Here is a 16,577-nt window from a genome sequence, read left to right as displayed (position 1 = left end):
AGAAATAACTAGAAATAAAAGGTATTAATATGACTACTAATATGACTACTAATATGACTCATTTTTCAATGCAAATGGTGGGGAAATTTAGTGTGCACAGCAACATCCATGTATATCAGGTTATTTTACCGCCTGCAATATCTCATGGTAGTTTATAAAATCGTCGATAGGTTTGTAATCAACTAATTCATAGTTAATTACAATTTAAATTAAATAAATAAACAATAATATTTAATAGAAGTCGAGAACTCAATATGAATAATACACAGAAATTTCGTTTCATAATAAATCGTTTTTCAAAAAAAACATGCCTAAAAAAGAACTCCTTGTTTCTTGTACTATCAATACTTTTAGCTGGTTGTAATGATAAAGAGCCTGAGACAACTTTAATTGCTCCTCCTGACCCAGTTGCATCGACTCTAGATGCCGATATTAGAACAATCATTGTTACACAAAACTTGACAGGAGATCCTAGTACAGGAAGAACATTACCTGGTATCGAGGAACCTAAAGCTCAGTTAGGAATGAAGCTTTTTTTTACTAAAAGTTTAGGTGGTGATCTCGATTCTGCCTGTGTTACCTGTCACCATCCTATGCTAGGTGGTGGTGATGATCTTGTTTTACCGATCGGTGTTGATGCTGAAGTGGATGATTTGTTAGGTCCTGGTCGATTTCATAGTACAAATGGTGAACATTTTGATGGAGGCCCTACGGTGCCTAGAAACGCACCTACAACCTTTAATATCGCTTTATGGGATAATTTTTTATTTCATGATGGTCGAGTCGAAAGTTTAGGGAAAACGCCTAAATTGGGCGGTAATGATGGATTAGGAATTCGCACGCCAGATGTTTCTTTTGGTGAAATTGATAGTAATGCGGGTTTAAGTTTAGTTGTGGCTCAAGCTAGGTTTCCAGTCACATCAAAAGAAGAAATGAAAAATTTTACCAACTTTGATGGGACAAATAATAACGAAGTTAGAAAAAATTTAGAACAACGTTTAGGAGATTATGGCAACCCTCTAGGTGGAAAGTTAATTGTTAATTACTGGTTAGCGGAATTTAAAAAAGCCTTTTCGACTCCTAACGGAACAGCAGAAGAATTAATTACGTTTGATAATATTATTGATGCGATTGGTGAGTATGAAAGTTCGCAGATTTTTGTTGAAACACCCTGGAAAGAATATGTGCAAGGTGAAGATTCTGCAATTAGTGATGCCGCTAAACGTGGCGCATTGCTATTCTTTAATAATCGTCAAGCTGGTGGTGCAAGCTGTAGCTCTTGTCATTCAGGCGATTTTTTCACGGATGAGAGTTTTCATGTCATCGGTATGGCTCAGATAGGACGAGGTAAAGGTGATGGTGATTTTGGCACGGAAGACTTTGGTCGATTCCGTGAAACGCGAGATGAAAAAGATAAATATGCATTTAGAACTCCTTCGCTACTTAATGTAACTGCGACAGGCCCTTGGGGACATGCAGGAGGATCAGCAACACTTCAACAAGCGATACGCACGCATTTAAATCCACAACAAGAATTGAATAATTATGATTTCTCTCAATTAGCTCCGAATATTCAAGCGATTGATATGGTGACTAACACTCAATTTGCGATTGATAAGCTTGTGGCTAACAGGATGAATGGTATAACTAGTATTGATGATATTAGTTTAACCGATACTCAGGTCGAAGAGTTGTTGGCTTTTCTGGAAGTACTAACAGATCCTTGTGTTGAAGACAGAGAATGCTTGGGTAAGTGGATCCCTGATGCGACTGACTCAAATCCTGATACATTGCGGGTTAATGCTATTGATGCACAGGGTAATTATTTATAAGAGCATAAAGTGTGGCGAGTTATTAATAAACAATGTGCTGTCGATGTAATTACCTTATATCTCTAAGTGTTGTTTAATTAAATACATGGCTTGAATCACTTATAAAGACCCTGTAACAAACTCTGTAGCTGCCTATCATTAATACCCATCTCGGGTTTAGGATAGGCAGACTACGCATAAGAAAGCACAGCAGCATTTGCTAAGCAAACAGCCAAAGGAGTTAAGTCAAAGACTTAACTGACTTTCGTAAAATACTGACTATAACATTCTTGTTTTAATCGCATTCGCTAAAACGCTGAGAATTTCTTCACTAGTATCTAAATCAATACAAGCATCAGTAATACTTTGTCCATAAACAAGCGGTTGGTCAGCGACCACTTTTTGATTACCCTCCACAATAAAACTTTCAATCATAATGCCAAAGATAGACTGATTGCCATCTTGTATTTGCTCAGCCAGTGACTGTGCTACATCCATTTGCTTATTATGATCTTTATAGCTATTGCCATGACTGCAATCAATCATCACTTTTTCTGCTAATGCTGATTTAGTCAATGTTTCGCATGTGGCCTTGATATACTCTTCTTGATAGTTAGGTGTTTTACCACCGCGTAAAATAACGTGAGCAAAAGGGTTGCCATGGGTTTGATAAATACACATTTGACCACTTTTATTCGGCGAATAAAGTACATGTGGAACACTGGCCGCTTTAATGGCGTCAACTGCAATTTGAATATTGCCATCGGTACCATTTTTAAAACCAACGGGACAAGAAAGCGCAGAAGCTAGTTCTCTATGTACTTGGCTCTCTGTGGTACGTGCGCCAATAGCGCCCCAGCTGATCAAATCGGAAATATATTGGCCAGTAACCATATCTAAAAATTCAGTGCCGGCAGCTAAGCCTAATTTATTAATTTGCAGTAGCAAATTACGTGCTAGGTTGAGTCCTTTGGCGACCTGGAACGATTTATCTAAATCAGGATCGCTGATTAAACCTTTCCAACCTACCGTTGTGCGTGGTTTTTCAAAGTACACCCGCATGACAATCAATAATTCATCAGCATATTTTTCTTGCAAGACTTTTAATTTTTTAGCGTAGTCTATTGCGGCATCAGTATCATGAATAGAACAAGGGCCAATAATGACCAGTAAGCGTTTATCATCACCCTTAATAATGGCTTCAATATCCTTGCGGCTATTGATAATAAAATTCGCGGTTTCATCGTCAAGTGGGATCTGCTGAGCAAGTTCAGCAGGAGAAACTAAATTGTCAATTAATGTGGTTCTAAATTCATCAGTTTTTATGGTCATGGGCTATCAAATACTTGTTAGCCTGCATATAGCTATGCAGCGCAATAATAATATCGCGCTAACATAACGAAAATAGTTGCTTAAGTGAACCGCTTTCTAAGATTATTATATAACTAAATGCTCTTAGGCTAATATTTATAGCGCTGAAGACCTGTTTCTGACAATATTTTTGCGGTTATTTCTTCAATAGAAAGCTTAGTGGTATTCAAAAAAGGAATTTTCTCTTGTTTATATAATTTTTCAACTTCTCTTACTTCCATGCGACATTGCCGAGCTGATGAGTATTTAGTGTTGGCCATTCTACCATCACGAATATCGATTAAACGTTCTGCATCTATGGTTAAACCAAAGAGTTTCTTTTTGTGCATTTTTAAAAAAGCGGGTATTTTAAGTTCGTCCATATCATCGTCAGTAAATGGGTAGTTTGCTGCTTTGATACCGTATTGCAGAGCTAGGTAAAGCGCTGTTGGCGTTTTACCTGAGCGAGAAACACCAACCAGTATTACGTCAGCATGCTCATAGTTAGTGATGTTTGAACCGTCATCATTTGCCATAGAATAGTTAACCGCCTCGATGCGATAGTCATAACTATTCTCATGAATACTATGTGTTCTGTGGGCTTTGGGTTTAGCTTGGAGACCAAGCTGTTGTTCAAGCGGCGCAATAAAGTGTTCAAGAAAATTATAAATAATGCCGTCGCAGCCGTCAATAATCGCTCGAATATCTGGATTAACGAAGGTATGAAAAACCAGTGGCGGTATGCCAGTTCGCTTTGCCGCTTTATTTATCCGCTTGCAAGCCTCAAGTGCTTTTTCTTTAGTCTCTACAAAAGGAATGGTGTCGTGTTCAAATTCCATTGGAAAAAGTGACAATAAGGCATGACCAAAAACTTCAGATGTGATCGCTGTACCGTCAGAAATATAAAAAGCTGCTCGCATCGTTAATCCTATATATTATGCTGTGATGAATAGGGGATAATGCCATTGTCCCAAGTGAAAACTTGCAAATAGTGCTTTAGTTTCAAGGTTAGCAGTGTAAAATGTCTGTGGCGTGAAATAAACCATTTAATGCAACATACTTTGATAAAAGCGTTAAGAAAGCTATTTTTAGGCTGTTTCTGTCTATTGGTTACTAGACTATTTTAAAATTGCTTTCTTAACTTTTATTAATTTGTTGGAGATGTTGTCGTGCAAGAATATGTGCTTTGGTATGAAAATTTAGGCATGAATGATGTAGATCGTGTAGGTGGTAAAAATGCATCATTGGGTGAAATGATTTCTAATCTTTCAAATGTTGGTGTGCAAGTGCCGGGTGGCTTTGCAACGACCTCATTTGCTTTTAATGAATTTCTAGAACAAAGTGGCCTGAACGATAAAATTTATCAGCTGTTAGATGATTTAGATGTTGGTGATATTAATGCTTTAGCTGAGTGTGGTGGTAAAATTCGTCAATGGGTTATTGAGACGCCATTTTTACCTGATATGCAGCAAGACATTGAAAAAGCTTATGCAAAACTTGCCGGCGGCTTTGCCGATGACGCTTCATTTGCCGTACGTTCATCAGCAACCGCCGAAGACATGCCCGACGCTTCTTTTGCCGGCCAACAAGAAACTTTCCTCAATGTTCGTGGTTTAGACGCGGTAATGATCGCGATTAAACATGTATTTGCTTCACTATTTAATGACCGTGCTATTTCTTACCGTGTACACCAAGGTTATGACCATCGTGGTGTTGCGCTTTCTGCCGGCATTCAACGTATGGTGCGCAGCGATATTTCTTCTAGTGGTGTCATGTTCTCTATTGATACAGAATCAGGCTTTGAAGATGTAGTATTCATTACGTCAAGCTACGGTTTAGGCGAAATGGTGGTGCAGGGTGCGGTTAATCCTGATGAATTTTATGTTCATAAGCCAACTTTAGCAAAAGGTAAGCCTGCGGTTGTTCGCCGCAATATTGGTAGTAAAGCCATTAAAATGATTTACGCTGATAATCCAGAACACGGTAAACAAGTTGAAATTGTTGATATTGACCAAGCGCAATCAGATACTTTCTCTCTTACAGACCAAGAAGTTGAAGAATTAGCGAAGCAGGCGGTAGTGATTGAAGAACATTATGGCCGTGCTATGGACATTGAATGGGCTAAAGACGGTCTAGACGGTAAGTTGTACATTGTACAAGCGCGACCAGAAACAGTTAAAAGCCGTGAAAATGCTAATGTGATGGAGCAATTTCAATTACAAGCTAGCGCCAAGATTATTTGTGAAGGTCGCTCGATTGGTCACAAAATAGGGAGTGGTAAAGCTAAGGTATTATCTTCATTGGCTGAAATGGATAAAATTTTACCCGGTGATGTATTAGTTACCGATATGACAGATCCAGATTGGGAGCCGATCATGAAACGTGCTTCCGCTATTGTGACTAATCGTGGCGGTAGAACTTGTCATGCCGCGATTATTGCCCGTGAAATGGGTATTCCAGCGGTTGTTGGTTGCGGTGATGCGACCCGTAAAATATCTACAGGTGACGAAGTAACCGTTTCTTGTGCTGAAGGTGATACAGGCTTTATTTATCAAGGTCAATTGGACTTTACCGTTACCACTTCAGAAGTGGATTCAATGCCAGAGTTACCATTGAAAATAATGATGAATGTGGGTAACCCAGATCGTGCTTTTGCCTTTGCCCGTTTGCCACACGCCGGTATTGGTTTGGCGCGTTTAGAATTTATCATTAACAAAATGATTGGTGTTCATCCCAAAGCACTATTGAACTTTGATGATCAGTCAGCAGAACTTCAAGAGGAAATTCGCGAGATTATTGCTGGTTATGACAACCCCGTTGAATTTTACATTGCCAAGCTAACTGAAGGTATTTCTACTTTAGCTGCAGCCTATGCGCCAGAAAAAGTTATTGTGCGTATGTCCGATTTTAAATCAAACGAATATGCAAACTTAGTTGGTGGCGAAGGTTTTGAGCCAGAAGAAGAAAACCCCATGATAGGTTACCGTGGCGCTTCTCGCTATATATCAAAAGATTTCAGAGATTGTTTTGCGCTTGAATGTGAGGCGATTAAACGCGTACGTAACGACATGGACATGACCCATGTTGAGATTATGATCCCATTTATTCGCACCCTTGGCGAAGCCGCTGCAGTTATTGATATTCTAGCAGAGCATGGTTTAAAACGTGGTGAAAATGGACTGCGTATTATTATGATGTGTGAATTACCGTCTAATGCTTTACTCGCCGATCAGTTTTTAGACTACTTTGATGGTTTTTCTATTGGCTCTAATGATTTAACGCAATTAACCTTAGGTTTAGACCGTGACTCTGGTTTAGTGGCTCACCTGTTTGATGAAAGAGATCCTGCGATTAAAATATTGTTAGAAATGGCGATTAACGCCTGTAAGGCACGTGGGAAATATGTCGGTATTTGTGGTCAAGGTCCGTCAGATCATCCTGATTTTGCTGCATGGTTAGTTGAAAAAGGCATTGAAAGTTTATCACTGAACCCTGACACTGTTTTACCTACCTGGTTATATTTAGCAGAACAGCATAATAAAAATAAATAGCCATTTATACGGGTACAAATCTGCTGCTTGACGTTAAATTAAGTTTAAGTAGAGTAGGATTACATTGTATTAACATTTAATCAAGCCTAGGTGCTTTTTATCATGATGATGATAAAAAAGTTCTTAGGCTTTTTTTGTTAACTGATCAAATTGACAATATGCCGTGATACAATATTAACCACATAATATTGTTAATAGACTTTCACCTATGTTACCTCGCTTAAGTCCTCAAGAGTTAGTTTCTCCTTTATATCAAGAGTTTGCCAAAATCTTGGCGACTAAACATTTTACCGGTGATATAAACTTTCAATATAGTGCACGTTTAGCGCACGCCACCGACAATAGTATTTATCAACAACTGCCACAATTAGTGCTGCATCCTCGATGTAAACAAGACATTCAAGTGGTGACGCTACTGGGCAGTGAAGAGCAATTTAACGCGATAAAGTTTAGTGCTCGCGGCGGCGGTACTGGTACTAATGGTCAAAGTTTAACGCCTGGTATCGTGCTTGATTTATCAAAATATATGAATAATATTTTAGAGATAAATATCGAAGAGAATTGGATTCGAGTCGAAGCTGGGGTGATTAAAGACCAATTAAATGATTATCTTAAGCCTTATGGTTTTTTCTTTTCTCCTGATTTATCTACTAGCAGCCGAGCCACTATTGGTGGCATGATTAATACAGATGCTTCAGGTCAAGGCTCATTAGTTTATGGCAAAACCTCTAACCACGTTTTAGCACTTGAAAGCGTATTAGTGAATGGCGAATTTCTAAATACAAAACCCCAAACCATTGCTCAAGCACAGGCATTAGCACAGCAAGATAGTACTGAAGCAAAACTGATGCAACAAGTCCTGAAGTCTTGTGGGGATAATCGCGCATTAATTTTAGAAAAATTTCCTCGTTTGAATCGATTCCTCACCGGCTATGATTTAGAACATGTTTTTAATGATGACTTATCAATAGTGGATTTAAGCCGTATTATTACTGGCTCTGAAGGCTCGTTAGCCTTTGTTTGTGAAGCAAAACTAAATCTAACACCGATAGCTAAAGCTAAAACGCTGATTAACATTAAATATGACAGTTTTGACTCGGCGTTGCGTCATTCACCGAGACTAGTGCAAGCTAAAGCGACGTCAGTTGAAACCATTGACAGTAAAGTATTGAACTTAGCTAAACAAGATATTGTTTGGCAACTGGTTAGTGATATGTTGCAAGATGTTGATGGCGCCGTAATGGACGGCATCAATATGGTGGAATATAACGGCGAGAGTGTTGAAGGCCTTGCCGAGCAAGTTAGCGCCTTATGCGTAGAGCTTGATAAAGACATAGCCAACAAAACCGGTGTTATTGGTTATCAAGTTACCTCAGATCTAGCCAGTATTGGCAAGTTATATGGCATGCGTAAGAAAGCGGTTGGTTTATTAGGTAATACCAAAGGTAGTCAAAAGCCGTTAGCTTTTGCTGAAGACACTGCCGTACCGCCAGAAAATTTAGCTGACTATATTGTTGAGTTTAGACAGTTACTCGATAGCCATGGTTTGCATTATGGTATGTTTGGTCATGTTGATGCGGGTGTTTTACATGTTCGACCTGCATTGGATATGTGCGATCCAGAGCAAGAGCTTTTACTGAGAGAAATTTCAGATCAGGTGGTGGCATTAACCGCTAAATATGGTGGCTTAATGTGGGGCGAGCATGGTAAAGGTTATCGCAGTGAATATGGCCCTGAATTTTTTGGTGAAACTTTATTTACCGAATTAAGAAAGATTAAAGCTGCTTTTGATCCGTTAAATAAAATGAACCCGGGTAAAATTTGTACGCCTTATCATTCCACTGAAAAGCTAGTTTCTGTTGATGACACAAAGCGTGGTTTTTATGACCGACAAATACCTGTGACGGTAAAAGACTCCTTCAGTTCTGCACTTGACTGTAATGGTAATGGCTTGTGCTTTAATTATGATGTAGACAGCCCGATGTGTCCTTCAAGCAAGGTAACACGAGATCGCAGGCATTCGCCCAAAGGCAGAGCTGGCTTAATGCGCGAATGGTTGCGCTTAGTCGAATCTAAAGGTGTTGATGTGCTAGCGTTGGAGCAAAACATACAAAATTGGTCGGTAAAAAGATTATTAGACAAGCTGAAAAATCGTTTCAATAGCCAGTTTAAAAGTGTTGAAAACGATGATTTTTCCCATGAAGTGATGGAAGCCATGCAAGGGTGTTTAGCGTGTAAAGCTTGCGCTAGTCAGTGTCCTATTAAAGTTGATGTACCTGATTTTAGGGCTCGATTTATTAACCTGTATCACTCGCGATATTTTAGACCGTTAAAAGATCACTTAGTGGCGAATGTCGAATTAATGACGCCAGTCATGGCTAAAGCACCAAAAATAGTCAATAGTGTTTTGGCGTCTAATATTTATGATAAATTCTCGCAAGTGACTATCGGCTATGTTGACACGCCTTTATTGTCGACGCCGACATTAGCGCAAAGAGTCACTAAGCATAAATTTACCACCTTTGATTTATCAGCACTTAAAAGCTTGTCTGCTGATAAACGTGCGAAGTCATTGTTAATTGTTCAAGACCCATTTACCTCGTTTTATGATGCAAAAGTGGTTGAAGACTTTATGTTGTTGGTGAAAAAGCTTGGTTTTGAACCCATATTATTACCCTTTAAGCCCAATGGTAAGCCACAACACGTAAAAGGTTTTTTAGCTAAGTTTGCCAATACAGCTAAATCAACGGCAGAATTCTTAAATCAAATTCATCAACTTGACATACCTATGGTGGGTTTAGACGCCTCACTAGCCTTATGTTTTAGGGACGAATATAACCAGGTATTAGGTAATAAGCGTGGCGATTTTGAGGTCAAATTAGCACATGAATGGTTAATAGCGATTATTGCATCACAAAGTAGCACGGTGATTGATAAAGCGTTTAAAAGCGAAAATTCTGTAGACTATAAGCTCTTTGCTCATTGTACCGAAAAAACCGCATTAGCCGGTAGTGAAGGGCAGTGGCAGCATATATTCCAACATTTTGGTTTGTCGTTATCCAGTGTGTCAGTTGGCTGTTGTGGTATGGCAGGTACTTATGGTCATGAAAAAGTTAATTTAGATAACTCAAAAGCACTGTATCAAATGAGTTGGCATAATAAAGTAGCCGATTTAGCGACTGAGCAAATATTGGTTACTGGCTATTCATGTCGCAGTCAAATAAAGCGCTTAGATAACAAAGTAACTTTGCATCCAGTGCAGGCTTTATTAAACGCCTTATAGCCTATCTTTATTATCAACACTTAACCTGATTGGCTAAGTGTTGATAAAATCAACTGATATATCGCCATGCTTTCTATTCATGCGATTATGGCATAACTTATTGTATAGGCTAATTATATACTGAAAACTAATAGTTTAAGCACTTAAGCTATTAGTTTAGCAATCTAGCTTATTGGTGTTAAAACTATTTCGATCCGTTAGCTATAATATTACGTGCCATTTCATCGGCAATTAAACCCGTTGGCATCTTATTAGCCGCGGCAGTTTCAAAAACAGTGATCAAGGTGTTGTAGATATTTTCCACTAATTTTGTTGCACTGTCAGCACAATAGGGTTCTGGATAAATTTCTAAAGCAACATTAATAATACCACCTGCATTGATAACATAATCAGGGGCATACAAAATACCTTTTTCTGTCAGCATGTGATCATGGCGAGACTCGGCTAATTGATTATTAGCACAACCGGCAACTATTGTAGCTTTTAATTGCGCTATACTATCATCGTTAATTGACGCACCTAATGCACATGGCGAGTATACATCAACATCTTGACTATAAATCTCGTCTAAACCAACAACAGTAGCATCTAGCTCTGCAACAGCTTTATCGAGTGCAAGCTGATTAATATCAGTTACAATTAACTCAGCGCCAGCGGCATGCAATTTTTCACAAAGTGAATAACCCACACTGCCTAAGCCTTGCACGGCAACTTTAATACCGGTTAAATCGTCTTTACCTAACTTAAATTTAACGGCCGCTTTGATACCTAAAAATGTACCTAAGGCGGTAAATGGCGCGGGATTACCACTTTTACCTTCAAGACCAGAAACAAAAGCGGTACTTTGGTTAACAATCGCCATATCGGCGGTGGTGATATTAATATCTTCAGCGGTATAGTAACGGCCATTTAAATTATTAACTGCTTGGCCATAGGCATTAAACAACGCGGTTGATTTTAGTGTTTTGGCGTCACCAATTATAACGCCTTTGCCACCACCTAGTTTTAAACCAGCCATGGCATTTTTATAAGTCATGCCTTTAGATAAACGTAATACATCTTTAAGTGCGGCTTCATCACTGGCATAGTCCCAAAAACGACAACCGCCAGCTGCTGGCCCCAAGGCTGTGCTATGAACGGCTATAATGGCTTTTAGCCCAGATGCTTCGTCACTACAATAAACAACTTGTTCATGGTTATCAAAATCTACTAAATCAAAAACGGCCACTATTGAAATCTCCATTGATCTTAGAAATAGTTCAAGTATTAATTTTACTTCAACTAGGGTTGTAATAATTTGCTGCGCACAATACCATTTAGATAAATGCTTCGCTAGTGAAGCTATAAATAAATTTGAACTTTGCTGTGAATTAATCCATACAAACTTCCCGTTATTAACTTATTAATAAAAAGATCCTGAATATGACAGAAAAATTAGCAATGACTCAAGAACAGCAACAAGCTTGGATTCGAGAGCAGTATTTAAAAGCAACGAAATATCTTGCCGAGAAAGGCTTAGTAACAGAGAGTGTTGCCGACACTGAAAGTCGTTATTTGATCCCTTTAATGGCCGTATGGAAAATTAACTTGTTAGATAAAACCAAGGTATGGGTGATTAGTGGTGATTTACCGACTGACCATTTGGTTTTGGAACAAAGTGAGCCGGCTCGTAACGTATTACGCCATTTTACTTTTAAATGGCAAATACAGGCTGATAGTTTGTTAAAAAATGACGTTGAGGAGCAAGTCGAATATGCAAAGCTGCTAATTAATAAAGCGGAAGGTCTTTATCAGCTTTATGCTAAAGACGAGTTATGGGTCTAGCAATAGACTTACATTGCAATGGTTTGCTACTTTAAGTGCCAAAGGTGAAGGTGACTTGATTTAAAAAGACTGCAATAAAAAGCGCAGATTATTCTGCGCTTGGAATTATCTTCTAAGCTTACCTTCTAGTCGATAAGCTTAGAATTTAAATTCAGCGCCCGCATAATAAAATGCGTCATTAAATCATATAGTCTAGACTAGAATCACTAACGTACGGGTGACTAAACTATACTCTCCGTTGATGACTTAAGCTTTATTCTATATACCAATAACCCTTATTTAGAACATCGGTTAACAGCTGAGTATTTTTCAAACAAGTGTTGAGCGCTTTCATTTTACTTGTGCTTAAAGGCTTTTGTTGTGCTAGCTGCTGCGCTAGTGCCAGGGTTTGTTTTTCTAATGGAAAACTTTCTCCGTTGAGAAAAAGTGTTGGCTGCACATCATTTATTATTGCTGCCTTTAATCCTGATACTGGCATAAATGAAATATCTGGCTCTGATAGTATATCGAGCAGTTTATCTTTATCTATGTCATTGACAGGGACTAGAATTTCTAGGGCATGATGACCCTGTGTTAGGTATTGGCCAATAAACTGTTCATAAAATTCTTCTTGCTCAAGCTGTTGTAGCATAAAGGCTTTTAATTGCTTTTTGTCATCTGGTGTAATAGTAAAGTTTGATTGGCATAAGGCTCTTGCAGGATCACTAAACCTTTGTTCACCAAGATTGTTATCAATGAGTTTATCAGCAAAACTTGACCATAATTCTTGGCTTGATGGTGCTTGAAAACCAATAGAAAAATTAACTGAATTCTCTATTGATAGACCTTTGTGTGGGTGGTTTGGTGGAATATAAAGCAAGTCGCCTGCTTCTGTTATTTCATCAATAATTGCTTCAAAGCTTGAAACTTGTTTAAGATCAGCATGAGGTAATAAGCTTTCTAAGCTGCTATCGGGTGCACCGACTTGCCAGCGCCTTTTACCACTGCCTTGAATAATAAAAACGTCATATTGATCTAAATGCGCACCAACGCCGCCATTAGGGGTTGAAAAACTGACCATAACGTCATCTATACGCCAGCTTGGAATAAAAGCAAAGGGCGCAAGTAAATTATGTGTCGGCCGCGACCAGTTGTTTACTGCTTGTACTAATAGTGTCCAATTAGACTCACCATATTGAGAAAAATCTTCAAAAGGGCCATGGTCAACTTGCCAGTCGCCTTTACTGTTAGTGCTAACGATACGCGATTGTATTTCAGCTTCCATGGCCAATCCCGCCAGTTCGTCTGCACTTATTGGGTCTTTAAAATTAGCAAAAGCTTGTTTGATCAATAATGGTTTTTTCTGCCAATATTGTGCAAGAAATATTTCTGGAGTTAAATCACCCCAATTTAACGAGTCTACATTCATAGTGAAACCTTATTTGCATTGCTATTAATGGCTGATTTTTAAAAACTGAATAACAAAAAGGGAGCCAATAGGATCCCTTTTTTTATATCAGCAAAACTAAGTGCTAGGTGTAACTAGTTTAGTTCGTCAACAAATGTTACTGCGCGGCCAATGTAAGAAGCAGGTGTCATTTCACACAGTTGTGCTTTTGCCGCTTCTGGTAATTCTAACGTCATGATGAACGCACGCATAGAATCACCGTCAACACGTTTGCCACGGGTTAACTCTTTTAGTTTTTCGTAAGGTTTTTCGATGCCGTAACGACGCATAACGGTTTGAATTGGCTCGGCAAGCACTTCCCAATTTGAGTTGAGTTCAGCTAATAAGTTCGCTTCATTCACTTGTAGTTTGCTGATACCTTTACGTGTTGCTTGATAAGCAATTAAGGTATGGGCAAAACCAACACCTAAGTTACGTAAAACGGTAGAGTCAGTTAGGTCACGTTGCCAGCGAGATATTGGTAACTTCTGGGCTAAATGGGTAAATAAAGCGTTGGCAATACCTAAGTTACCTTCTGAATTTTCAAAATCAATCGGGTTAACTTTATGTGGCATGGTTGAAGAGCCAATTTCACCGGCAATAGTTTTTTGTTTAAAGTGACCAATGGCAATATAGCCCCAAACATCGCGGTCAAAATCAATTAAAATGGTGTTAAAACGGGCAATCGCATCAAATAACTCTGCTATATAATCATGCGGTTCAATTTGCGTAGTGTATGCATTAAAGCTTAAACCTAATGAGTTAACAAATTCATTAGCAAACTTGTGCCAGTCAACTTCAGGGTAAGCCGATAAATGGGCATTATAGTTACCGACAGCACCGTTAATTTTTCCTAGCATTTCAACTTGTGCAATCTGCTCACGTTGACGTTTTAAACGCATGTAAACATTGGCCATTTCTTTACCTAGTGTACTAGGAGATGCGGGTTGACCGTGGGTACGACACATCATGGGAATGTTTTTATATTCAACCGCTAATGCTTTTATATCACCAAGAATATCGTCAATCATGGGCATTAATACTTGTTCGCGACAATCTGTTAACATTAAGCCATGTGAAAGGTTGTTAATGTCTTCTGAAGTACAAGCAAAATGGATAAACTCTGTTATTGCATGTAATTCAGCATTACCACTAATTTTTTCCTTAAGGAAATACTCAACCGCTTTTACATCATGGTTGGTAGTGGCTTCAATGTCTTTAATACTTTGGGCATCGGCTTCAGAAAACTCAGTAATAATGGCATCTAATAGCGTATTAGCTTGAGCAGAAAAAGGCGCAACTTCAATAATTTCAGCGGTCGCTGCTAACTTTTGTAACCAACGTACTTCGACCGTAACACGGTATTTAATTAAGCCAAATTCGCTAAAAATAGGGCGTAATGATTTAACTTTACTGCCATAACGCCCGTCAACCGGTGATATTGCACTTAATGCTGAAAGTTCCATAGTAATTTCCTGAAGTTAATTTTAAAGTTCTTTAAGTAATTGTTGTGCACACGCCACCAGTTTTGTGCGCCCAAATAATATATTTCTACGCTTGCCGCCCACTTGACGCCATAACACGCTTGAGCGAACACCCGCGAGAAGTAAGGCGCGGATCTTATGCTGATTACTTTGTTGCTTGAGCAAACTTGGTTCACCCGCCACTTGAATAGGCGTGCCTATTGGGCTGAGTAAGTCGCTATAAATACTGGCTAAACTAGCAATGAGCGTGTCACTGGTAATTTCGTAATGCGCGAGCTGACGTTGGCTTTGTTCAATACGTTCACCCAGTAGCGATAATTGATTTTTTTTATTGGCTAAACGTCGTTCTAGACCTAATAAGCTGACCACATAGCGGGTTAGTTCTGGATCTTTTTTGCTGGTTTGATTACCTAACTGCTCAATTAAGGCTTTTAATCCCGATGTTAAGTGGGCAATATCGTTACTATAAACCTCCAAAATGCTTTCGGGTGAAGTCACCATAATACTGTTGAGCATGATAGCGAGTTCAGCTTGTTCTACTGTGCCAGTACGCGCTATTTTTTGCACTAAAACTGAGGCTTGGCAGACTGCTGCCATGGTAATAGTTTGTTTTTCTAAATTATTCATGTATACCTTATATTAACGAATAAGGGAGTTGATAATAGCGCCACCTAGGCAAATATCATCTTGATAAAACACCACAGATTGCCCGGGTGTTACTGAACTTTGCGGCTCAGTAAACATCACTAAATATTCACCATTGGCCATAGGTGAAAGATTACAAGCAACGTCTTCTTGTCGGTAACGGGTTTTTACCGTACAACTTATTGGCGCAGTTAATTCAACTCGCTCAACTAAATGTAATTGATTTGCTACTAAGCCTTTAGAAAATAGGCGAGGGTGATCATGTCCTTGGCCAACAACCAATACATTACGATTAAGATCTTTGTCAACCACATACCATGGCGCGTCACCCGCATTTGCTAGGCCGCCAATACGTAAGCCCTTGCGTTGACCTAGGGTGTGATACATTAAACCATCATGCTCACCAATAGCTTCTCCTTCTGGTGTTTCTATTACACCGGGTTGCGCCGGTAAATATTTGCCCAGAAAGTCTTTAAATTTTCGTTCACCAATAAAACAAATGCCGGTACTGTCTTTTTTGTTATGGGTGATTAAGTCTGCTTGTTCAGCGATAGCTCTTACTTGTGGTTTTTCAATATGACCAACCGGAAAAAGTGTTCTACCTACTTGCTGATGACTCAAGGTATAGAGAAAATAACTTTGATCTTTATTACTGTCTAAACCACGGTGCATCTGCCATTTACCCTGATTAAATTTACGTTGTACATAATGACCGGTAGCGATGTAATCAGCGCCTAGGTCTTCACAAGCAAATTCAAGAAAAGCTTTAAATTTAATTTCTTTATTACACATAATATCAGGATTGGGCGTTCTACCCGCTTTATATTCAGCTAAAAAATACTTGAAAACATTGTCCCAGTATTCAGTCGCAAAATTGATAGTATGAAGCTTAATACCTAGTTTCTGACAAACACTTTGTGCATCCGCTAAATCTTCTGCTGCGGCGCAATACTCATCGTCGTCATCTTCTTCCCAATTTTTCATGAACAAGCCTTCGACTTGATAGCCCTGTTCTTTTAATAAATAGGCAGAAACCGATGAATCAACACCACCCGACATACCTACTATTACTGTAGTATCTTGCGGTAATTTTTCGTTTGGCGTTATTGAGTTTACATTTACATTTACATGTTCGTTTGAGGTCATGACAACTAGATTTCAATAGAAAATGGAGCGGAATTATAGCATGGTCATTTAGCGTGA

12 protein-coding genes are annotated in these 16,577 nt (G+C 38.9%); 5 read left to right on the top strand and 7 right to left on the bottom strand.

Translation table 11 applies throughout. The annotated features are described in order from the left end of the window. The first annotated feature begins 29 nt into the window (after positions 1 to 29). Together H4J46_RS16990 and H4J46_RS01045 are read left to right on the top strand one after the other, a co-directional pair. Entirely contained in the window at positions 30 to 158 is a 129-nt protein-coding gene (locus H4J46_RS16990; protein WP_259365628.1) for a hypothetical protein, read from the top strand. A gap of 96 nt (positions 159 to 254) precedes the next feature. Continuing rightward, on the top strand, positions 255 to 1,832 hold the full coding sequence (locus H4J46_RS01045; protein ID WP_182231737.1) for a cytochrome-c peroxidase: 1,578 nt from the start codon (positions 255 to 257) through the stop codon (positions 1,830 to 1,832). Between the two features lie 258 nt (positions 1,833 to 2,090). Here the strand turns inward: H4J46_RS01045 and H4J46_RS01040 are convergent, their stop codons facing one another. Further along, positions 2,091 to 3,143, bottom strand: coding sequence for a 3-deoxy-7-phosphoheptulonate synthase (locus H4J46_RS01040; protein WP_182231736.1), 1,053 nt, complete (start codon positions 3,141 to 3,143; stop codon positions 2,091 to 2,093). A 128-nt stretch (positions 3,144 to 3,271) separates the two neighbouring features. Beyond that, on the bottom strand, positions 3,272 to 4,081 hold the full coding sequence (locus H4J46_RS01035; protein WP_182231735.1) for a pyruvate, water dikinase regulatory protein: 810 nt from the start codon (positions 4,079 to 4,081) through the stop codon (positions 3,272 to 3,274). A 249-nt stretch (positions 4,082 to 4,330) separates the two neighbouring features. Between H4J46_RS01035 and ppsA the strand changes: the two genes are divergently transcribed. Both ppsA and H4J46_RS01025 read left to right on the top strand, forming a co-directional pair. Then, complete coding sequence (gene ppsA / locus H4J46_RS01030; RefSeq protein ID WP_182231734.1) at positions 4,331 to 6,712, top strand: phosphoenolpyruvate synthase; 2,382 nt, start codon at positions 4,331 to 4,333, stop codon at positions 6,710 to 6,712. A gap of 208 nt (positions 6,713 to 6,920) precedes the next feature. Then, positions 6,921 to 9,995 carry an FAD-binding and (Fe-S)-binding domain-containing protein gene (locus H4J46_RS01025; protein WP_182231733.1) on the top strand — a complete coding sequence of 1,025 codons (3,075 nt, stop codon included), beginning with the start codon at positions 6,921 to 6,923 and terminating at the stop codon, positions 9,993 to 9,995. Between the two features lie 184 nt (positions 9,996 to 10,179). Here the strand turns inward: H4J46_RS01025 and H4J46_RS01020 are convergent, their stop codons facing one another. Beyond that, positions 10,180 to 11,223, bottom strand: coding sequence for an amino acid dehydrogenase (locus H4J46_RS01020; protein ID WP_182231732.1), 1,044 nt, complete (start codon positions 11,221 to 11,223; stop codon positions 10,180 to 10,182). A gap of 194 nt (positions 11,224 to 11,417) precedes the next feature. On the opposite strand from H4J46_RS01020, the gene H4J46_RS01015 reads away from it, so the two are divergent. Then, the gene (locus tag H4J46_RS01015) at positions 11,418 to 11,819 is read left to right on the top strand and encodes a DUF4826 family protein (RefSeq protein ID WP_182231731.1); all 402 of its coding nucleotides are present in this window, start codon (positions 11,418 to 11,420) and stop codon (positions 11,817 to 11,819) included. A 253-nt stretch (positions 11,820 to 12,072) separates the two neighbouring features. Here H4J46_RS01015 and H4J46_RS01010 read toward each other — a convergent pair whose 3' ends face one another. From H4J46_RS01010 to mnmA, 4 genes are all read right to left on the bottom strand, one after another. Next, a complete protein-coding gene (locus H4J46_RS01010) occupies positions 12,073 to 13,227 on the bottom strand; it encodes a cupin domain-containing protein (protein WP_182231730.1) in 1,155 nt (384 codons plus the stop codon). A 113-nt stretch (positions 13,228 to 13,340) separates the two neighbouring features. Continuing rightward, a complete protein-coding gene (gene purB, locus H4J46_RS01005) occupies positions 13,341 to 14,711 on the bottom strand; it encodes an adenylosuccinate lyase (protein ID WP_182198656.1) in 1,371 nt (456 codons plus the stop codon). Between the two features lie 21 nt (positions 14,712 to 14,732). After that, positions 14,733 to 15,356 carry a high frequency lysogenization protein HflD gene (gene hflD / locus H4J46_RS01000; RefSeq protein ID WP_182231729.1) on the bottom strand — a complete coding sequence of 208 codons (624 nt, stop codon included), beginning with the start codon at positions 15,354 to 15,356 and terminating at the stop codon, positions 14,733 to 14,735. A 12-nt stretch (positions 15,357 to 15,368) separates the two neighbouring features. Continuing rightward, positions 15,369 to 16,520 carry a tRNA 2-thiouridine(34) synthase MnmA gene (gene mnmA / locus H4J46_RS00995; protein WP_182231728.1) on the bottom strand — a complete coding sequence of 384 codons (1,152 nt, stop codon included), beginning with the start codon at positions 16,518 to 16,520 and terminating at the stop codon, positions 15,369 to 15,371. Positions 16,521 to 16,577 lie beyond the last annotated feature (57 nt).

It is taken from the genome of Colwellia sp. MB02u-6 (assembly GCF_014077095.1).
Lineage (GTDB): Bacteria > Pseudomonadota > Gammaproteobacteria > Enterobacterales > Alteromonadaceae > Cognaticolwellia.
The sequence above is the reverse complement of the archived record's forward strand: the minus strand, read 5'-3'. Positions and strand labels throughout refer to the sequence as shown.